We start from the raw sequence: 16,707 nt of genomic DNA, 5'->3' as shown, positions 1-16,707 counted from the left end.
GTGAATCGAAAAGGGCGTTTCCTAAACCTAATGACGCTTTTCTTCCAGTCAAAACGTGTTGCTATCAATCAATGTACACTATGTATACATAGAATACAACCACACAGAACCCGGTGTGCCAAGAGGGTTCCGAGGCACGAGAGAAGCCTGCGCCGAAGGAAAAGAAGCCGCAGTGACCGAAGCGCAAGCCGGGGCGACGGCGCAAAGGTATCGGTTATCCACGTCATCCGAGCTACTTGCACAGAATCAAGCCGCTCGACCCATCGCTACCGCCAATTGCTCTGGGCAGTTTTACAAGAGTCCTTGCTTTTAAAGATTGTAATGTGTACAATGTGCACAGGATATACGGAGCCGTGGTAATAACAGGTCGTGGCGTAGCCGGTAACCGATGGGCTTTGCCTGTCCTTGACTTGCTCGCGATCCGATGGATAACCACTAACAACCCGCTGTTGTCGAGTTTCACCCACCCGGACTAAGTCATGAAAAACGCTACGATTCCCCGGCTATTGGGTCGGGCCCTTTTCATTATAGTGCTCCTGCCTGTCATGAGTTTGAGCCTATATGCTCAGCAGGTACCGTCGATCACCTCGTTTAACCTTATAGATGCGGATACGGATACCCCGATAGCCGTTCTCGAAGACGGGTACGAACTTCTGCTGGACTCTCTGGCCAGCCGGAACATCAATATTGAGGCGGTTGCCGACTCGGGCGATTTTTCTATTCGCCGGGTTCACTTCCACTTGGCCACCGATGGGGTTTGGGATTACTATCGCAGAGGTGAATCAGTTGCTCCATACGCTCTATGGGGCGATAACCCCAGCACCGGTGACTTTTTCCCCGGGAATCTCGATCCGGCGGCCTACATGGTGTCAGCCACCCCCTATTACCATCCCGACCCTGTAGGGGACCCGGACACCCAGGTACCGGGGGACTCGCTTATCGTGTCCTTCACAGCGACGGGTACAGCCGCCACATTCGGGCTGGATACGACCCTGGTCATCACCGACTGGATACTGTCTGATGGAGCAGGAGAAGACAGGGATGAGCTAGATCTCTTCTCGCTCGAGGATGGCATGAATCTCTACCGGGGGGACGAAGAGGGCGACGTGCCAGACAGCCTGTATATCCGTGCAGAAGGCGCTAACATCGCTAGCATATTCTATGTGCTTACGGGTGCGGGGGTGGATGTGGAGAACGATGATGGGACTGGGACAATGCCTTATGAGAAAGTGGAAGGGGGTGCGCCCTTCGACATCTTTTCAGATCCGCATCACACCGAATCCGGTGTCATGAACCTCAAGGCGACTCCTTGGTCCCTCAGCCCTCCTGGTGCCGGTAATGAGGGCATCACGGCTGAGATAAACATCGCTTTCACTGGTTTCGTTCTGATAAATGCGGACACCGACATGCCCATCGGGGAAATTGCCGATGGCGATACCCTCGACCTGTCCGCGCAAACGTCAAACATTAACATTCAGGCTGCATTCGTGGACGTAGGCAGCGTGGTCTTCACGCGTGAGGGTGATGAAGATTGGAGTAAGACAGAGACGGCGCCGCCCTACGCCATCGCGGGAGACGTAAGTGGAGATTACCATCCGTTGGATGGTACGGCGGCCGCGGCTTTTATTTTAGAGGCAGGGACGTACATGATCACGGCCACTCCATACACGCAAGGCGGAGGTGGAGGCGATGCTCTAAGGAGCGTTTCGGCAACCATCCACGTCACCGGGATGCTCACTGTCGACGCGGATGACGCTCCCGAGATCCCTGATGGGTTTGCTATCGAGAGTCTATATCCCAATCCGTTCAATCCGACGACAACGATGCGCGTCACCCTGGACCGAAGCGGTGATTATCAGATGCGCGTCTTCAATGTACTTGGACAGCTCGTTGAGCAGCGCTCGTTCGCAAACCAGATACCCGGTTCCGTGTCAGTGCCTGTAAGCATGGAAGGCCGTGCAAGCGGGATGTACTTCTTCGCTTTCGAGCAGATGGCCACCGGAAAGGTTGTGACTGCAAAGGCAGTGTTGATGAAATGAAGTAGGGGAAGGAGGATATCTGTTCCGAGCGTGGCGGGGCAATCCCCGCCGCGCTCGTGATACTTGATCGAGGACCGGGCCATGACGGGTATTCGCATCTTATCTGTGGTTACCCCGGGTTCATTACACTGGACCCACGCGGCCGGTCAGGGAGTCGTTACCGATTTCGTTCTGGTCGGCTCGGGCTCGGATACTGTATGGCTACGACGGCCGGAATCCGCTGCTGGTAACCCAAAGAGAGGTCCAGGATCCTGGCAGGAATTCCAGCTTGGCGGCGAAGCGGAAATGCGATCCTGGTCGTTCGATGGTGAACTCAAACTCCAGCACCCCGTCACCGTAACCTTCGACGGGTCGTATGTGACGGAGTCGTCGGATCCCAATCCGTTCCTGGACTATCGGCTAAACGTGACCTTTTCGACCATGCCACGGGACGAATAGATACGAGATCTATGAAAACGAGGTATCGGGTGCAACTACTCTGTCGGAGCCTGTTAATAGCCGTCGTGTCGCTGGGGCTCACGGCTGAAGCGATTGCCGGTGAGACTGGCAAGATTGCAGGGACGGTGGTGGATGACGAGGGTTCTCCTCTTCCCGGCGTCCAGGTGATCGTTGAAGGAACCAGCCCGTTACGCGGTGCCGTCACGGATGAGGATGGCTTCTACCAGATAATCAAACTTGATCCCGATAGGTATACCGTGTCATTCAGGTTTATCGGGTTTTCTGAAACCAGGGTCGAAAACGTGCAGGTCAGGGTCGATCAGACCACTCGAATTGACGTTACAATGCGCATTGCCTTGATAGAGGGCGAGGAGGTCGTGATCATAGCGGAACGGCCTATTGTCGAAATGGGCCGTACAACCACCACGTCGGTTGTCGATGAACAGCAACTTGAAGCCCTCCCTTTGGCAGGTCTCGAAGACGCAATCAACCTTCAGGCAGGCGTCGTCGACGGCCATTTCCGCGGTGGCAGGGCCGCGGAAGTCTCCTACCTTGTCAACGGTGTTCCGATCACTAACGTCTTCTCGAATACTGCAGCTTTCGAGGTCCAGGAGAATGCGGTGGCAAATCTTGAGGTCATCAGCGGGGTTTTTAACGCCGAATACGGTCAGGCCTTGTCAGGTGTCGTCAACATAGTTACAAAAACTGCGCCGCGAAATTGGAGTGCGTCTGTGCAAGCTGACGTTGGAACCTACCTGAGCAGCCGGGAGGTGCCGTACCTGAATCGAATAGCAAATGATCAGGATACGTACTCGGTCGCCGATTTTGAAACCGTTACGGTTCCGTATACCGAGGCGGCAAATCTACCAAACTGGCGGAACTACCAGTTCGACATTGGTGGACCACTTATGCGGGATCGCTTGGGATTTCGCCTGACGGGAAGGTACCGAAAGCAGTCGTCGCACGTGATTGGACGCGACTGGTTCTCACCGAGTGACTCCTCGGCAATAGATGTCTCATTTCCTGCCGACGAATGGGTCATCGAATCCTCCGGAACGGGCGACTTCGTTGCGTCGGAAAGTGAGCGGCTCTTTGCCAACCCCAATCTGATCTGGCAGGTATCTCAAAACGTCAAACTCGACTATAACGCCTTTTTGTCGCTGGGTGAGGCCCGCGATATCGACCACGGCGACAAGTACGTACCAACGGGGCAAAACAAGTCGTATGAACTGAATCAGACACACATCCTGACGGCTCGGATTTTACACTCTAATACCGCCTTTTCTTCATTTTCGTATAGCTTTCTACATGATAAGTCCGACAGGTACCTGTATGAGATTCCTGACGACTTTGAGTCCACCGGCATACTCGACCAGCGATACGTATCGCCTGAGCATAATCAACTTGTCGGTCAGAATGCCTTTTCAGTCGGAGGTAACGACCTCTCTACATGGGATGCACTTACCGCTTCTCACACGTTCCGAGCGGACTATACGAATCAGTTGACGAGAGTCCACCAGATGAAGGTTGGCTTTCAGGGCCGATTCCATCGTTTGGACAACCGCCTTTATGGCATTGAAATTTCCTCTCGCACGAAGTGGCAGCCGATAGTGTCACCCAACAAGTTCAACGATGAGCGGCTACGTGCGACGCCAACGGAGTTGTCAGGCTACGTCCAGGACAAGATGGAATTCGAAAACCTCATAATCAATGCCGGTTTGAGAGCAGACTATTTTGATGCCGACTACGTTCAACCGATCGACTGGAGTCAAGCCCCGAGTGAGATGATCGCCGACCTTTCGACTCCCGAACCCGGCGATTCGACGTCGAACAGGGTAAACACTGAACCCCGATTCCAGTTGAGTCCTCGATTAGGTGTTGCGTTCCCCATATCCGCGACGGGTGTCGTGAGATTCTCGGCAGGTCTCTTTTTCCAGATACCGGCAATGAGCCTCCTTTATACAAATCCCGAGTTTGAGGTCGATCCGACGGCCGGGTCGAACACGTATGGTAACCCGGGCATCAATCCTGAAAGGACGCTCGCATTTGAGGTCGGCCTGCAGCAGGCCTTGACCAGTGACCTGGGCGTCGAGTTGACCATTTTCTCAAAGGACATACGAAACCTGACCGGACAGGAATTCACGACGGATCGCAAGTATGTCACACCCGCCATTCACTGGACTAACATCGACTACGGAACCATTTTCGGCCTGACACTCTCGGTCTTCCAACGGCGGAGAGGTGGTGTCGCCTGGGATATCGACTACACACTTCAGTTCGCTGACGGCACAGCTTCAGATCCGGACCAGGCATATGGCCGGTTCCTCTCCGGCCTCGATCCCATCCGGCGCATGTACAGACTCGATTGGGACCGGAGGCACGTTCTGAACCTCCAGTTGACCTACAATCCGTCCGACCGGTTCTCTGTATCCCTGATCAACCGGCTTCGGGCAGGAGCACCGTACACGTCCGCACGAGATTTTGTGAGATCCTTCGTAGAGAATAACGTGAATCGCCCGGCCCAGATCATCAGTGACGTACGGATGTATTGGGCTCCCGGCTTTCTGCCCAGCAACTTCCAGTTCTTCGTTCAAGTCGAAAACTTGTTCGATCAGGAAATCATCGATTTTGTCTATGCGGATACGGGTTCGCCGACCACATCCTACAACCGCCTTCTGTTTGAGCGGAGCGGCAGTGAAATTGGGGGCGTGAATACGCTTGAAGACTGGTTCTACAACGCTGCGTTCTATGGCCCACCTCGCCAAGTCAGGTTCGGCGTCCGCACGAGGCTTTAGCAGGGCGAGGAACGGCACCATCATCGTGAAAAAGATTGACACCTTGTGTGCAGACGACCTATGAAAAACCCAATGGCACACGTGCTTCTTCTCCTGCTGGTCTTCGGAAGCACACAGACCGCTGATGGACAGAGTCGCAAGGGCACGGCGGCCGCGACGTTTCTGACCCTTGGTGTGGGAGCACGTGCCACCGCCGTAGGTCATGCCTTCACTGCGGTGGCTACCGGGGCGGACGGACTGTTTTGGAATCCGGCGGGTATTGCACGACCCCACCCGTCCTCTGGACAGCGCGGATCGGCGATGTTCTCGAATCACAGGTGGTTTGTTGACGTCAATTTCGCCGGTCTGGGCGCTGTGGTCCCCGTCACCGGATCCGGAGCCGTGGGCCTGAGCGTGGTTAAACTCGACTATGGGGATCAGCTGGTTCGAACGGTCGATATGCCGGAAGGGACCGGTGAAACGTTCTCTTCGATGGATATCTCGATAGGGCTAAGCTATGCGCAGCAACTCACCGACTATTTCTACCTCGGTGGTTCGGCAAAAGGGGTGAGACAGAACATTCGCGATATGAAAGCGTCCGCCGTCGCGTTCGACATAGGATTCGTTCTCGAAACCAATTATCTGAACGGAATCCAGTTAGGCGCCTCCATTCAGAATTTCGGAGGGAAGATGCAGATGGACGGTATTAATTCCGAGGAGTACATCGATATCGATCCCACTACAAACTTCAACCAGGATGCTGTACCAGCCCGCATAAAAATGGACGCATGGAGTCTCCCGCTGACCTTCAAGTTTGGCGTCATGATTCCGGCAGTGCGGGCGGGCCAGTACAAGGTCTCTCTGATGGCAGAGTCGCACCAGACCAATGACAACGATCTCAATGCCGACGTCGGAGGCATTGCAAGTTATGAACTAAAAACGATCTTGCTCGAGGCCCGTATGGGTTACAAGGATCTCGGATTGACCGACGTCGATAGCCATCTGACCTACGGTGCCGGGCTCGACATTCGCTTGAGAGGTCTCCGGGTCGCCTTCGACTTTGCGTATGTACCCTTCGACCGACTTGGGGACGTTCGAATGATCGACTTCCGCTTACACTTCTAGCATGTCGAAGATGAGAATCCATCACATGACATCGAGCGTTTATCGATCCGGCAAAAAACGTGTCCGGGTGCTTATCGAGTCGGGCATCTGTGGATGTAGCACGCTGTGTCTCCTGGCCCTGATAGTCATGCCTCTTCAGCAGGTGTACGGCCAGAGTCCCGTGCCGCCAGAGTACCACGGAGACGAGAACTGGAACGCTCAAGGGTTCATGCTCGGAAATCTGATAAAGTCGAGCATTGTGAACTGGGGAGTTGCGGGGAGCTCCGTTCGTGGCGCCTGGCCAACTGAGTTTAACAAGCACACGGATGGGCTCGCTGTCTTCATTATTGGTGAGGTTCCCGGAGACCGGACCAGCACGCCGATGCTGCGAGATTTCTATGGCGGCAGGCCCGACACGGTGCTACACCCCCTGGTCATCAGGTACCGCGGATATGGCACCGAGGTTGGTCCGTATGGGAATATATGGGGCTGGTTGCCGCTTCCCGGGTTCCACAATCCCGAGCGCGTTGATCTGTTCACGGGCCAACTCAAACCGGAACCGGCAACGAGTACCGACCCTCGGTCATGGCCGGAGTTCTGGCCCGACAGGCTCGACAATTTAGACGATCCGGGATGGTACGGGTCCTGGAACGGGCTGTTTGGAAGGAATGTCTTCCACTCCGATTGGGAAGTCTACTACATCATGGACGACTGGCAGCAACGCGAGTACATGATCGACGAGCAGACTGGCCTTCCCTTTAGCCAGTTTGGTGTCTACTACCCGGATCCGGCCGACAGGACACGCGGTGGGATGGGCCTTCAGGTGCAGGTTCGTGCGCTGCAGTGGGCAAATCCGATTGCCGAGGATATCATGTTTCTCATCTTCGCGATCAACAACGTAGGGCAGACGAATCATGAGAAGTTGTATTTCAACAACATGATCAATTTCTACATGCCCCCGGAGGGAGACGAATCGGCCGCCTTTGACCCCCAGCTTGACGTCTCATTCGGGTGGGACAGGAATGGAATCGGACTGATAAACGGCGTTACCTATCCATTGGGTTACACCGGCGAAGCATTCCTCGAGAGCCCGGTGCGTTCTACAGACGGCCTGGATAACGACGAGGACGGGATCACTGACGAGTCGAGGTTTACCGGACCGGGAACGCTAATCGAAGGCCAGGACGCGATAAAGAGCTACGTCCAGGCGAATTTCAATGTCGATAACTTCATTCGCTTCTACGGTCAGGATGGCGCCTCCACGATCGACGAGGTGCTCGAACAAAGGTTACCCTATCAACGGGGCGTCTGGTGGACCGGTGACGAGAACCTGGACTGGGTCGGCCTTCAGGACGATAACGGAAACGGCGTTTACGACGTCGGAGAATTGCTCTTCAACGACGTTGGCCTGGACGGCGTTGGGCCGAACGATCTGGACTATCCGGGACCGGACAACGGAGAGGGCAACAGCCGTCCCGATTGCGTCATAGGGCAAGGATGTGAGCCGAACTTTGATCTCCTGGATGTGGACGAGTCCGACCAGATTGGTCTGACCGGTTTTGACCTGGGGAATCGTTCATTCTATAGCGCCGGGGGAAACATGATTCACGATTCCTGGATGTGGAATCGGATTGTGAATGTCGCACAATTCCCGCTCGGAACAGACCCTCAGTTTGTGGAAGACGCCGGGATCGAACCACTTCTCGTCTTTGCCTCCGGTCCTGTCACGCTTGGGCCAAATAGAACAGATTTCTTTTCGCTCGCATGGATGTTCGGAGTCGATCAGGATGACTTCCTGAGTAATCGAAGGCGGGCGCAGCGGATATACAAAGCCGACTATCAGTTCGCTACGCCACCTTTTTCCACAACACTGACAGCGATTCCGGGCGACGGGCAAGTCCATCTCAGCTGGGATGCGGTGCCCGTGAAGAGTTTCGACAGGTTCTCGCAAAGATTCGATTTCGAAGGATTCAAGCTTTACAAAGGCACCGACGAAAACCTGTCTGATGCGTTACTGGTGACGAACGTCTTCGGAACGCCCGTCTATAGAAAACCGATTGCACAGTGGGATCTGGATAACGGGATAATCGGGACGGTCGATGCCCAATTCGGTGAGTTGAAATACTTTCTTGGCTCCGATACAGGGCTCGAGTTCACCTACGTCGACAAAGACGTCAAGAATGGAATGACGTACTACTATGCGTTGGTGGCCTACGACCACGCGGACCTGGATCCCGAAGCCGGTGTGGTGGCGCCGACAGTCGACCCGCAGGAGAACGTGTTCAATTTCCGGCTGGACCGCACGGGCAAAGTTATAGAGGCGTCCAAGAACGCCGCGATCGTGACGCCGCAAACACTCCCAATTGGCCAGGTAGCGGGCTCGGCGAACGAGGATCTCTCGAGTCCATCGGGGACGTTGTCGGAAAAATTTGATGATCCTCTGGGGACCGGGAGCATCTCTGTCAGATTGCTCGATTCAGATCGCGCCAAGTTGGATCATGCGTATCGCCTGTCATTCACGTCTGTCACGACGCCCGCCTCCAATCCGGTGATGTACAAGACCTCTGGTTACAAGCTGGAGGATCTGACCAGCGGAGAGATACTGGAGGAGAAAAGTACAGAGCAACTCGAACCCACACGCATCGTCGATGGCTTCACCGTCGAGATCGTCAATCACGACATTGAGATTGATCTCGACAGGTCCGGTTGGAAATCGAAGGCCGGCAATACCGACGAGTACTCGCTCGATCCCGGGGAGGTAGACGGCTACTCGACCAACTGGGTCGCAACCATTGAACCCTCACGTAATGAGTTCACAGCCTCTCCGTACGACTTTTTGTTGGAATGGACTGACCAACCTGAAAGTATCGGACCCTTTCCTGGAGGCTACATCAGGGCCGAGCTCCCAATCACGTGCAGGATTCTCTCTACCGATGCCTCATGTAGGTTGATGGTTCGAGATGTAGACAAATCCGGGGACTACGACCCCGGTGATGCCATTACTGTATACTTTTCATCCGGCTTCTTACATCCAAGGCGAGTCCGATTTGCCGTAACGTTCCAACCAGATGGTGAGAGTGTTCCGCCTTCGCCGGGCGACCAATTCTATGTCCATCAGCGACGGTCCTATCACGAGGGAGACTACTTCGACTTCACGATCAGACCGGCATCAGTTGATGTTGAAAGAGCGGTAGATGAGTTGGACAAGATTGCCGTCGTCCCCAATCCATATGTCGGCGCTTCCGCCTTCGAACCGCGGTCTGTCCTCACGGGTCGAGGTGAGCGACGAGTGCAATTCATCCATCTGCCCCAGACGTGTACAATCAGCATCTTCAACCTGCGGGGTGAGCTCATTCGGACGTTGGAGCATTTCGGGTCCTCAACGGAGGGTGCTCTATTCTGGGATCTTTTGACGGACGGTGGCCAGGAGATTGCGTTCGGTACATACTTCTATCATGTCGAAGCACCGGATATTGGCGAGACGACAGGGAAGTTCTCAATAGTAAAATAGCGGTACTTGTGAATGATCCGCAGGGCGATCCTTCACGTCTTGTTTGCATGCGCCGTTGCGGGACTCTGCTTCGGCCAGGCCGGGATAGACAATCGCATCGTCGCCGAAGTCGAGGGAATCTCCATCTCGGTACAGCGATTCAAGGGGACCTACGTCCAGTACCTCATCCGCACTGGCAGCGACGATACGAGGGAGAATCGATACCGGCATCTTGACAACCTGATATCAACGTATTTACTGGGGCTTGAGGCAGAGCGGTTGGGGCTCGGTGAATCCGAGGAGGTTCGCGTCTATGTGGAGCGACAAACCAAGCGCATAATGGGGAGCCGGTATGTGGAGGTGACCTTTACGGAGCAGCTTCCCCAGCCCACCGACGAAGAGCTCCGGGAAGCCTTCAAAAAGAGCAAGGAAACGCGGATCGTGCGGCACCTGTTATTCAAGACGTTCGATGACGCCCGGATTGCCTATGAAGAGCTGCAGAATGGTGCGGACTTTTTGAGATTGGCTATCGAAAACACGGGTGTACAGGATTCCACCGCCGGCCTGATTGGAGAGATTGGGTATTGGGGCGGCGACGACGCGTTCACTGAAGCCGCTTTCTCGCTCGACCTGGACTCGGTCTCCACACCCGTACGCTCCGGCATCGGCTGGCACATCATTCGCGCTGAGAATCGCCTCTATGATCCGCTGCTCACGGAGGATGAGTACCAACTTCGAAAAGAGCATCTGCGATTTCAAACGCGTCGGAGACGCTATATCATTGAGGGCGACCGCTACGTCCGCACACAGATGGAAGCGCTGAACGTTCGGGTCAATGCCCCGGTGATAAATGCCGTCCATGAGGCACTGAATGATGCAGTAGCACCGGACGAACCGTCCAAACGGGTAACGGTGACGTCGTCCGAAGTGGCTGTTGTAAGTGAAGGCTTGTCCAAGGACGCCATTCTCCTTGAGTACTCGATGGATGGCGAGCGCCGGCAGTACTTGTTTCGAGACTACCTGGCATGGCTGGATGGGCTACCCTTTCAGGAAGCCATCCAAAGCACCGAAGCCTCCGTGGGGCGGGCACTCCGGAACGACGTGCTGGCATCTCGAGGTTTCGCAATGGGCCTGGATCGAGAACCGTTCGTTGCGGACGAGATTCGCTACTACCAATTGGTCTACCTGGCCAATGCCGCTGCGCGGGCACTTCGAAACCATGAAGGGATTGAGCCTACCGAGGAGCAGATCAGGAATGCTTTTGAACAGGCCGGAATGGGAGAAACAACCAGGGTCATGGCCGATTACTGGAGTGTGCACCTAACTTCATACGAGCAGGCCGTACAAGCTCAGGAGAGGATTTCCGCCGGCGTTGACGCGGAAGCCTTTGATGGATTTTTGAGATTCGAGGCTGCGGATATCACCAGCGGAGGGGGCCTGATGCATCACCTGCGTACCATTCCTCTCGGTCGCCCCATACTTCTGGGCGCCGGCGGGGGCGACTGGTACGTCGTTGAAGTCGTTCGGCGGACCTCAGAGACGGTGGATCTGGATGAACGACGCGAAGTGATCGTGGGCGAATTGACCAAGCATCTTCCACTCGCGATGGCGCTGGAGGACCTGCGAGAGAAAGCAGTCATTCAAATCCACACCAACACGTTTGAGAAATGGTTGCAGGAGGATGGGCTTGACTAGGATTCGGCGCCTGCAGTAACCTGACTGCGCACCCGTGAGTCCGGGACCGAGCACAACATCAGAGGCGTCCGGAATGTTGACGACGGGCGACAGTAGCTACAGAAACGCAAAACCATTAAACAACAAAGGGTGGGTGACATGAGGGCAACACTTATTGTGTGCACTATGATGCTTCTGTCCGGGTGTGGGCAAGGCAGTGCCGAGAGCGTTCTGTTTCAGGATAGTTTTGGCGCCGATTCCCAGGGTGAGTATGTCGAGAATGTTCTCCAGCTACCTCCACCCGAAGGACTTGGTTTTACAGGCTATGTGCTGCCTGGCGGTCATGTACCACTGAACTGGACGCACAGTGATGAGCTCGACCTGCGCGATCCCAAGAAAGGATTCTGGGTCATTCCCCCCGATTCAGGCTACATGGAGCAGGGTGGGCGATCCCACAACTCGGTGCTTTTTGCGAAGACACCCGTTCCGGAGGACGTAGAGAGCATCGATATCAGTTTCATGCAATACCGATCTGACAATGATCCTATCATGTTCGTCTTCGGCGCCACCGAACCCGTCTGGGATCGGGGCTGGGAGTTCGGATACATGACCCAGGTTCCTGATACCGACTCAACGACCACCGATGCCTATGTATCGGGAATTGCGGGAGATACGATTATTGTCGCCGGGGCGGCATTTCAGAAGGAATGGGCCAGTCACCGAATCCAAATCAGGGGTTCGAATCTGAGATGGACCATCAATGAGCTTGTCCTTGTCGATGACACGATCACTGAACCGATTTCGGGCTACTTCGGAATCAGGCAGAAATATGAACGAGGGACGAGGTATGACGACTTTCAGATAACACTGAATCCGAGGTAGAGTCCAGGCACAGTCTATGGAGCTTTATGTGCGAACCGGTCAACCACATCCGGGGATGGAGACATGAGAGGAACACACCTGATTTCAGGCCCTTATCTCAAGGTTTATTCATTTGAGAGCTCTGCCTTCACAAGCTGCTCAAGCGGACAACCAGTGGAGGCGGGCTGTCTCAGAGAGGAGGTGTTTCCACTGAGCGACACTGAAAAACAGAAGAGCAGAGAATGAAAGAGCTAAGGCCCGATAAATCTTCAGACGTTCGTTGGGCTCCCAAAACATTGCGGTCGCGACTGCTATTTGTCGGACCGGGGCTCGTGATTGCAGCAGGTGTGGTGGGGTCGGGCGAGCTTGTCGGTACGACCAAGGTAGGTGCGTTGGCTGGCTACATGCTGTTGTGGCTGATTATCATCGGCTGTCTGGTAAAGACGCCGATTCAGGTCGAGCTGGCACGCTATGCAATTTCGACCGGGCAGGGAACCATGGCCCTCCTGGCCGGCTTGCGCGGACCACGCATCATGAGATTGAATCTGGTTATGTGGTTCTGGCTGATAATGATGGTGGCGGTCATTATCCAGTTGGGCGGCATTGTCCATGGTGTCGGGCAGAGTGCCGCAATAGCACTGCCACTCACGGGAGACTACAATGAACTGCTGGCAGCCCAGGATAGCTGGGACGCTGCAGCAGTTCAATCCGGGATGGATAGTATGCTTGAGTCGCGCCCGACAGGATTTACCTGGGACGATGTGATTTGGGCTACCCTGGCAACGGCGCTAACGATGCTCCTGCTTGTGCGTGGACGCTACCGTCTGATCGAGCGCATGGCCATGATCCTGGTTGGTTTGTTCACGCTAGCAACCCTGTTCTGTCTGGCAGCACTTCAGTTACAGACCGAATGGGCAATATCCTGGGCTGACATCGGATCGGGACTGAGTTTCCGTATCCCACCGGTGGTTGAGGGGCTTACCAGATCTCCGGTTGCGGCCGTTCTGGCAACATTTGGCATCATAGGTATGGCGGCAACCGACCTGATCGCATATCCATACTTCTGCGTTGAAAAAGGATACGCGAAATGGACCGGAAAGCGTGACGATTCGGATGTCTGGGCCAAGCGTGCGCGTGGCTGGCTGAATGTTGTGCGTCTGGATGCGTTCGCCGCTGCTGCAGCTTTCACCATCGGCACGGTTGCATTCTATCTGCTCGGGGCCTCAGTGCTTCACCCGCAAGGACTCGATCCAGTGGGCGAGCAAATGATCCCGACTCTGGCAAAGACCTATCAGCCGGTATACGGCACGTTAGGGGTTTGGCTGTTTCTAATGGGTGCGATAGCAGTGCTATACAGCACCTTATTTGTCTCTCCAGCCGGACATGCTCGCGTTTGCGCGGATGCCTTGCGCGTTGCGGGCGTGGGTGCGAAAACCGACGAGACCAAAGATTGGTGGGTGCGCCAGTTCAGTTGGCTTTTCCCGTTAATTGGTTTGGTGTCCATGCTGATCATTCGCAGACCGGTCTTTCTGATCCTGGCGGCCGGGATTTTTCAGAGCATGATGCTTCCGATCGTGGCCGTTGTCGCTGTTGCCTTTCGCCATCGCACCTGCGACAAGCGGATCCTGCCGGGGCGGGCCTGGGATGTTTTTTTAGTGACATGCGTTCTGATTCTGGTTGTCATGGGCGTCTGGGCGGTCGGGGATCGCATCCTGGATGTCTTTTGAACTGAAAAACCAGGAAAATCAGCCCGCCTTATCCCCGGCGAAGAACGGGTCCAAGAATGCGGAGAAGGCGACACGATCTGGGGCTTGATGTCCGTCATTACCTGGAGCGCGCGTTCGAAATCCCTGCTGATGCCATCTGTGATTACACCGAGTTTGACCATGTGCCTATATTTTGTTACAGCCTTCTGAACAAAAGCCGGTCGCGCTACCAGTGCACTTCCACGCCGGCAAGTTGCTCAAGCACCTTCACAACCGACCAGTTGTCTTCCTCTGGAAACAACGAAATGCCCGACTGAAATAGTTCGTGTGCAGTGCTCGTGGTGAACATCGCCACCCCTTGCTCCCTGGCCATCGCCATCGTGATGCCCAAGTCCTTATACACCGTTGTGATCTGGCTGCCGGTATCCTTGAAGGTGCGGTCCATGATGCGCTTCATGCAATCGTCGATCAGAGGGCTGCGCACGGCGCTGGCCGTAAACACTTCATACATCGTCTTCCCGTCGACGCCGGCCTTGGCCCCCAACACCAGCGATTCGAAGAGCGCCGTGAACGTGCAGCCGATCAATCCCTGAAGCGTTGCCTTGACCATCTGCCCTCCGCCAATCTCCTCACCCACGTGAAAGATATGCTCGCCGACTGCCTGCAAGACATCTTGCTGGGCTCCGAAAACTGCTTTCTTCGCTGCTGCCATCATGGCTAGCGTGCCTGCCTCGGCCCCAAACCGCCCCCCACTAACAGGGGAATCGATCAGATGGATGCCTTTCGACTCCAGGGGGGCGATCAACGCCTGGATTTCAGCTGGCTGGATGGTCGCCGACACGATAACGGTCTTCCCTGGATCCATACTCGCCAGCAATCCCTGCTCGCCAAGCACCACGTCTTGCACCTGAGAACCGTTCATGACCATCACAAACACAACATCCGTCGTCGCCCCGATGTCGGCCACACTTTCGGCCGCATTACCGCCGGCCTCCACCAACATCGTCTTGCGTTGGTCGCGAAGATCGAAACCACTCGTGTCAAAGCCCGCCTTGACCAGGTTCTTGGCCATCGCGAGTCCCATATCACCGAGTCCAACGATACCTACTGTCTTCATATGTTCGTACAAGCGAGAAAATGTTCAACAAAGCCTCAATATGCGTCACGCCGCCCACAAGAGTTAATGAAACACGAACAGACGAACGAAGCAAGATCCACAATGAAAAGCCGTTCGTCGTTCGATCATGCGCTTGAATTGATTGAGGCCAGTGGAGGCCATGTTGAGGGCGATACGGTTCGAATACCGATTCAACAGCCCCAAAGGGTTCTGCTGGAGGTGAACTTCGAGGGCGTATTTGCACTCCGTAGGCGAGTAGCACTCAGTCTTTCCGAACAATGATTGCGATGCGCCGTGAGATGTACGATCTTGTTGCCCGCACTTTTTGACAACAGCCGGCACCATGACAAGGCGAATCGTCGTCAAAATAGGAACAAGCGTGCTTACCGCTGGAACCAGGCGGCTCAACCATGCTCGGATGCTTGAGATCGTTCGGCAGTGCGCCGCGCTCCACCAGGAAGGTCACGAGCTTATCGTATGTACCTCCGGGGCCATTGCCGCCGGAAGCGAGCGGCTCCGTATGTCCAGCCAGCCCGACTCGTTGGCCGAAAAGCAGATGCTGGCGGCCGTCGGGCAAAGCAGGCTTATGGAAATCTGGGAGCAACTTTTTACGCAGTTCGATATCCATGTCGGCCAGATGCTCCTTACCCGGGCGGATGTGGAGGATCGCCACCGGTTCCTGAATGCTCGCGATACGCTACGCACCCTGCTCGAACACCAGATCATTCCGGTCATCAACGAGAACGATGCCGTAGCTACTGCCGAGATTCGCGTGGGAGACAATGATAACCTGTCCGCATTGTGCGTCCTGCTTGCGGAGGCGGATCTGCTGATTCTACTCAGCGATCAGCAGGGGCTGTTCACAGCAGATCCCCGGACCAGTCCGGAAGCAGAACTCATTGCGGAAGTAGACGATATCGATTCCGACCTGCATGCGGTAGCCGGAGAAAGCAAATCCGGCCTGGGCATCGGGGGCATGAAAACGAAACTGGACGCGGCCGACATGGCCCGGCGCGCCGGCGCCCAGGTGGTCATTGCGGCAGGCGATGCCCCTGACGTGATTCTACGCATTGTGGCGGGAGAACAGATCGGCACCCGTTTCCCGGCTTTCGATACCCCGGTCGGAAACCGCAAACGATGGATTCTGGGAGGCGCCGGCGCCTCCGGAACCGTCGTGATCGACAAAGGAGCCGCGATGGCATTGTCCAACGGAGGGGGCAGCCTCCTGCCGGCAGGAATCATTCACGTGCACGGCTCGTTCGAGCGTGGTGACGTCGTGCGGGTTACAGGCCCCGACCAGACGAACCTTGGCCGAGGTGTTGTGCGGTATGACAGTACGGACGTAAACCGCATCAAGGGATTACAATCCGATTGCATCCACGAGACCCTTGGCTATGCGTATGGCCCCGTCGTCATCCACCGCGATGATCTGATTCTTATGTAACCACCTGCGGTCGGCAGCAGGCCCGTGTATACCCGAACGTACACTCCACATTTCATAATA

10 protein-coding genes are annotated in these 16,707 nt (G+C 55.4%); 9 read left to right on the top strand and 1 reads right to left on the bottom strand.

What is annotated here, in order from left to right; genetic code table 11:
• Positions 1–479: 479 nt before the first annotated feature.
• The 8 genes from F4Y00_08345 to F4Y00_08310 all read left to right on the top strand — a co-directional run bounded on the left by F4Y00_08345 (position 480) and on the right by F4Y00_08310 (position 14,107).
• Complete coding sequence (locus F4Y00_08345; protein ID MYE04964.1) at positions 480–2,039, top strand: T9SS type A sorting domain-containing protein; 1,560 nt, start codon at positions 480–482, stop codon at positions 2,037–2,039.
• A gap of 63 nt (positions 2,040–2,102) precedes the next feature.
• The gene (locus F4Y00_08340) at positions 2,103–2,477 is read left to right on the top strand and encodes a hypothetical protein (protein ID MYE04963.1); all 375 of its coding nucleotides are present in this window, start codon (positions 2,103–2,105) and stop codon (positions 2,475–2,477) included.
• Positions 2,478–2,488: 11 nt separating this feature from the next.
• Positions 2,489–5,272 (top strand): TonB-dependent receptor, encoded by a 2,784-nt coding sequence (locus F4Y00_08335; GenBank protein MYE04962.1) that lies wholly within the window; start codon positions 2,489–2,491, stop codon positions 5,270–5,272.
• A 60-nt stretch (positions 5,273–5,332) separates the two neighbouring features.
• Positions 5,333–6,376: a PorV/PorQ family protein gene (locus F4Y00_08330; GenBank protein MYE04961.1), complete on the top strand. Its 1,044-nt coding sequence runs from the start codon at positions 5,333–5,335 to the stop codon at positions 6,374–6,376.
• A 25-nt stretch (positions 6,377–6,401) separates the two neighbouring features.
• On the top strand, positions 6,402–9,866 hold the full coding sequence (locus F4Y00_08325) for a hypothetical protein (GenBank protein MYE04960.1): 3,465 nt from the start codon (positions 6,402–6,404) through the stop codon (positions 9,864–9,866).
• Between the two features lie 12 nt (positions 9,867–9,878).
• Positions 9,879–11,540: a hypothetical protein gene (locus F4Y00_08320; protein ID MYE04959.1), complete on the top strand. Its 1,662-nt coding sequence runs from the start codon at positions 9,879–9,881 to the stop codon at positions 11,538–11,540.
• A gap of 165 nt (positions 11,541–11,705) precedes the next feature.
• Positions 11,706–12,401: a hypothetical protein gene (locus tag F4Y00_08315; GenBank protein MYE04958.1), complete on the top strand. Its 696-nt coding sequence runs from the start codon at positions 11,706–11,708 to the stop codon at positions 12,399–12,401.
• Positions 12,402–12,622: 221 nt separating this feature from the next.
• Entirely contained in the window at positions 12,623–14,107 is a 1,485-nt protein-coding gene (locus tag F4Y00_08310; GenBank protein MYE04957.1) for a transmembrane Mn(2+) transporter, read from the top strand.
• 205 nt (positions 14,108–14,312) lie between these two features.
• On the opposite strand, the gene F4Y00_08305 is transcribed toward F4Y00_08310, so the two are convergent.
• Positions 14,313–15,203 (bottom strand): NAD(P)-dependent oxidoreductase, encoded by an 891-nt coding sequence (locus tag F4Y00_08305; protein MYE04956.1) that lies wholly within the window; start codon positions 15,201–15,203, stop codon positions 14,313–14,315.
• Positions 15,204–15,546: 343 nt separating this feature from the next.
• Between F4Y00_08305 and proB the strand changes: the two genes are divergently transcribed.
• The gene (gene proB / locus F4Y00_08300; protein ID MYE04955.1) at positions 15,547–16,647 is read left to right on the top strand and encodes a glutamate 5-kinase; all 1,101 of its coding nucleotides are present in this window, start codon (positions 15,547–15,549) and stop codon (positions 16,645–16,647) included.
• Positions 16,648–16,707: the final 60 nt, after the last annotated feature.

It is taken from the genome of Bacteroidetes bacterium SB0662_bin_6, from assembly GCA_009839485.1.
GTDB lineage: Bacteria > Bacteroidota > Rhodothermia > Rhodothermales > VXPQ01 > VXPQ01.
Note: the sequence above shows the minus strand (reverse complement) of the source record. Positions and strands in the feature narration are given on the sequence as shown.

Coding starts and splice junctions, on each gene's coding strand:
- F4Y00_08345 (MYE04964.1), top strand. CDS start 480: ATGAAAAACGCTACGATTCCCCGGCTATTGGGTCGGGCCCTTTTCATT.
- F4Y00_08335 (MYE04962.1), top strand. CDS start 2,489: ATGAAAACGAGGTATCGGGTGCAACTACTCTGTCGGAGCCTGTTAATA.
- F4Y00_08330 (MYE04961.1), top strand. CDS start 5,333: ATGAAAAACCCAATGGCACACGTGCTTCTTCTCCTGCTGGTCTTCGGA.
- F4Y00_08325 (MYE04960.1), top strand. CDS start 6,402: ATGACATCGAGCGTTTATCGATCCGGCAAAAAACGTGTCCGGGTGCTT.
- F4Y00_08320 (MYE04959.1), top strand. CDS start 9,879: ATGATCCGCAGGGCGATCCTTCACGTCTTGTTTGCATGCGCCGTTGCG.
- F4Y00_08315 (MYE04958.1), top strand. CDS start 11,706: ATGATGCTTCTGTCCGGGTGTGGGCAAGGCAGTGCCGAGAGCGTTCTG.
- F4Y00_08310 (MYE04957.1), top strand. CDS start 12,623: ATGAAAGAGCTAAGGCCCGATAAATCTTCAGACGTTCGTTGGGCTCCC.
- F4Y00_08305 (MYE04956.1), bottom strand. CDS start 15,203: ATGAAGACAGTAGGTATCGTTGGACTCGGTGATATGGGACTCGCGATG.
- proB (MYE04955.1), top strand. CDS start 15,547: ATGACAAGGCGAATCGTCGTCAAAATAGGAACAAGCGTGCTTACCGCT.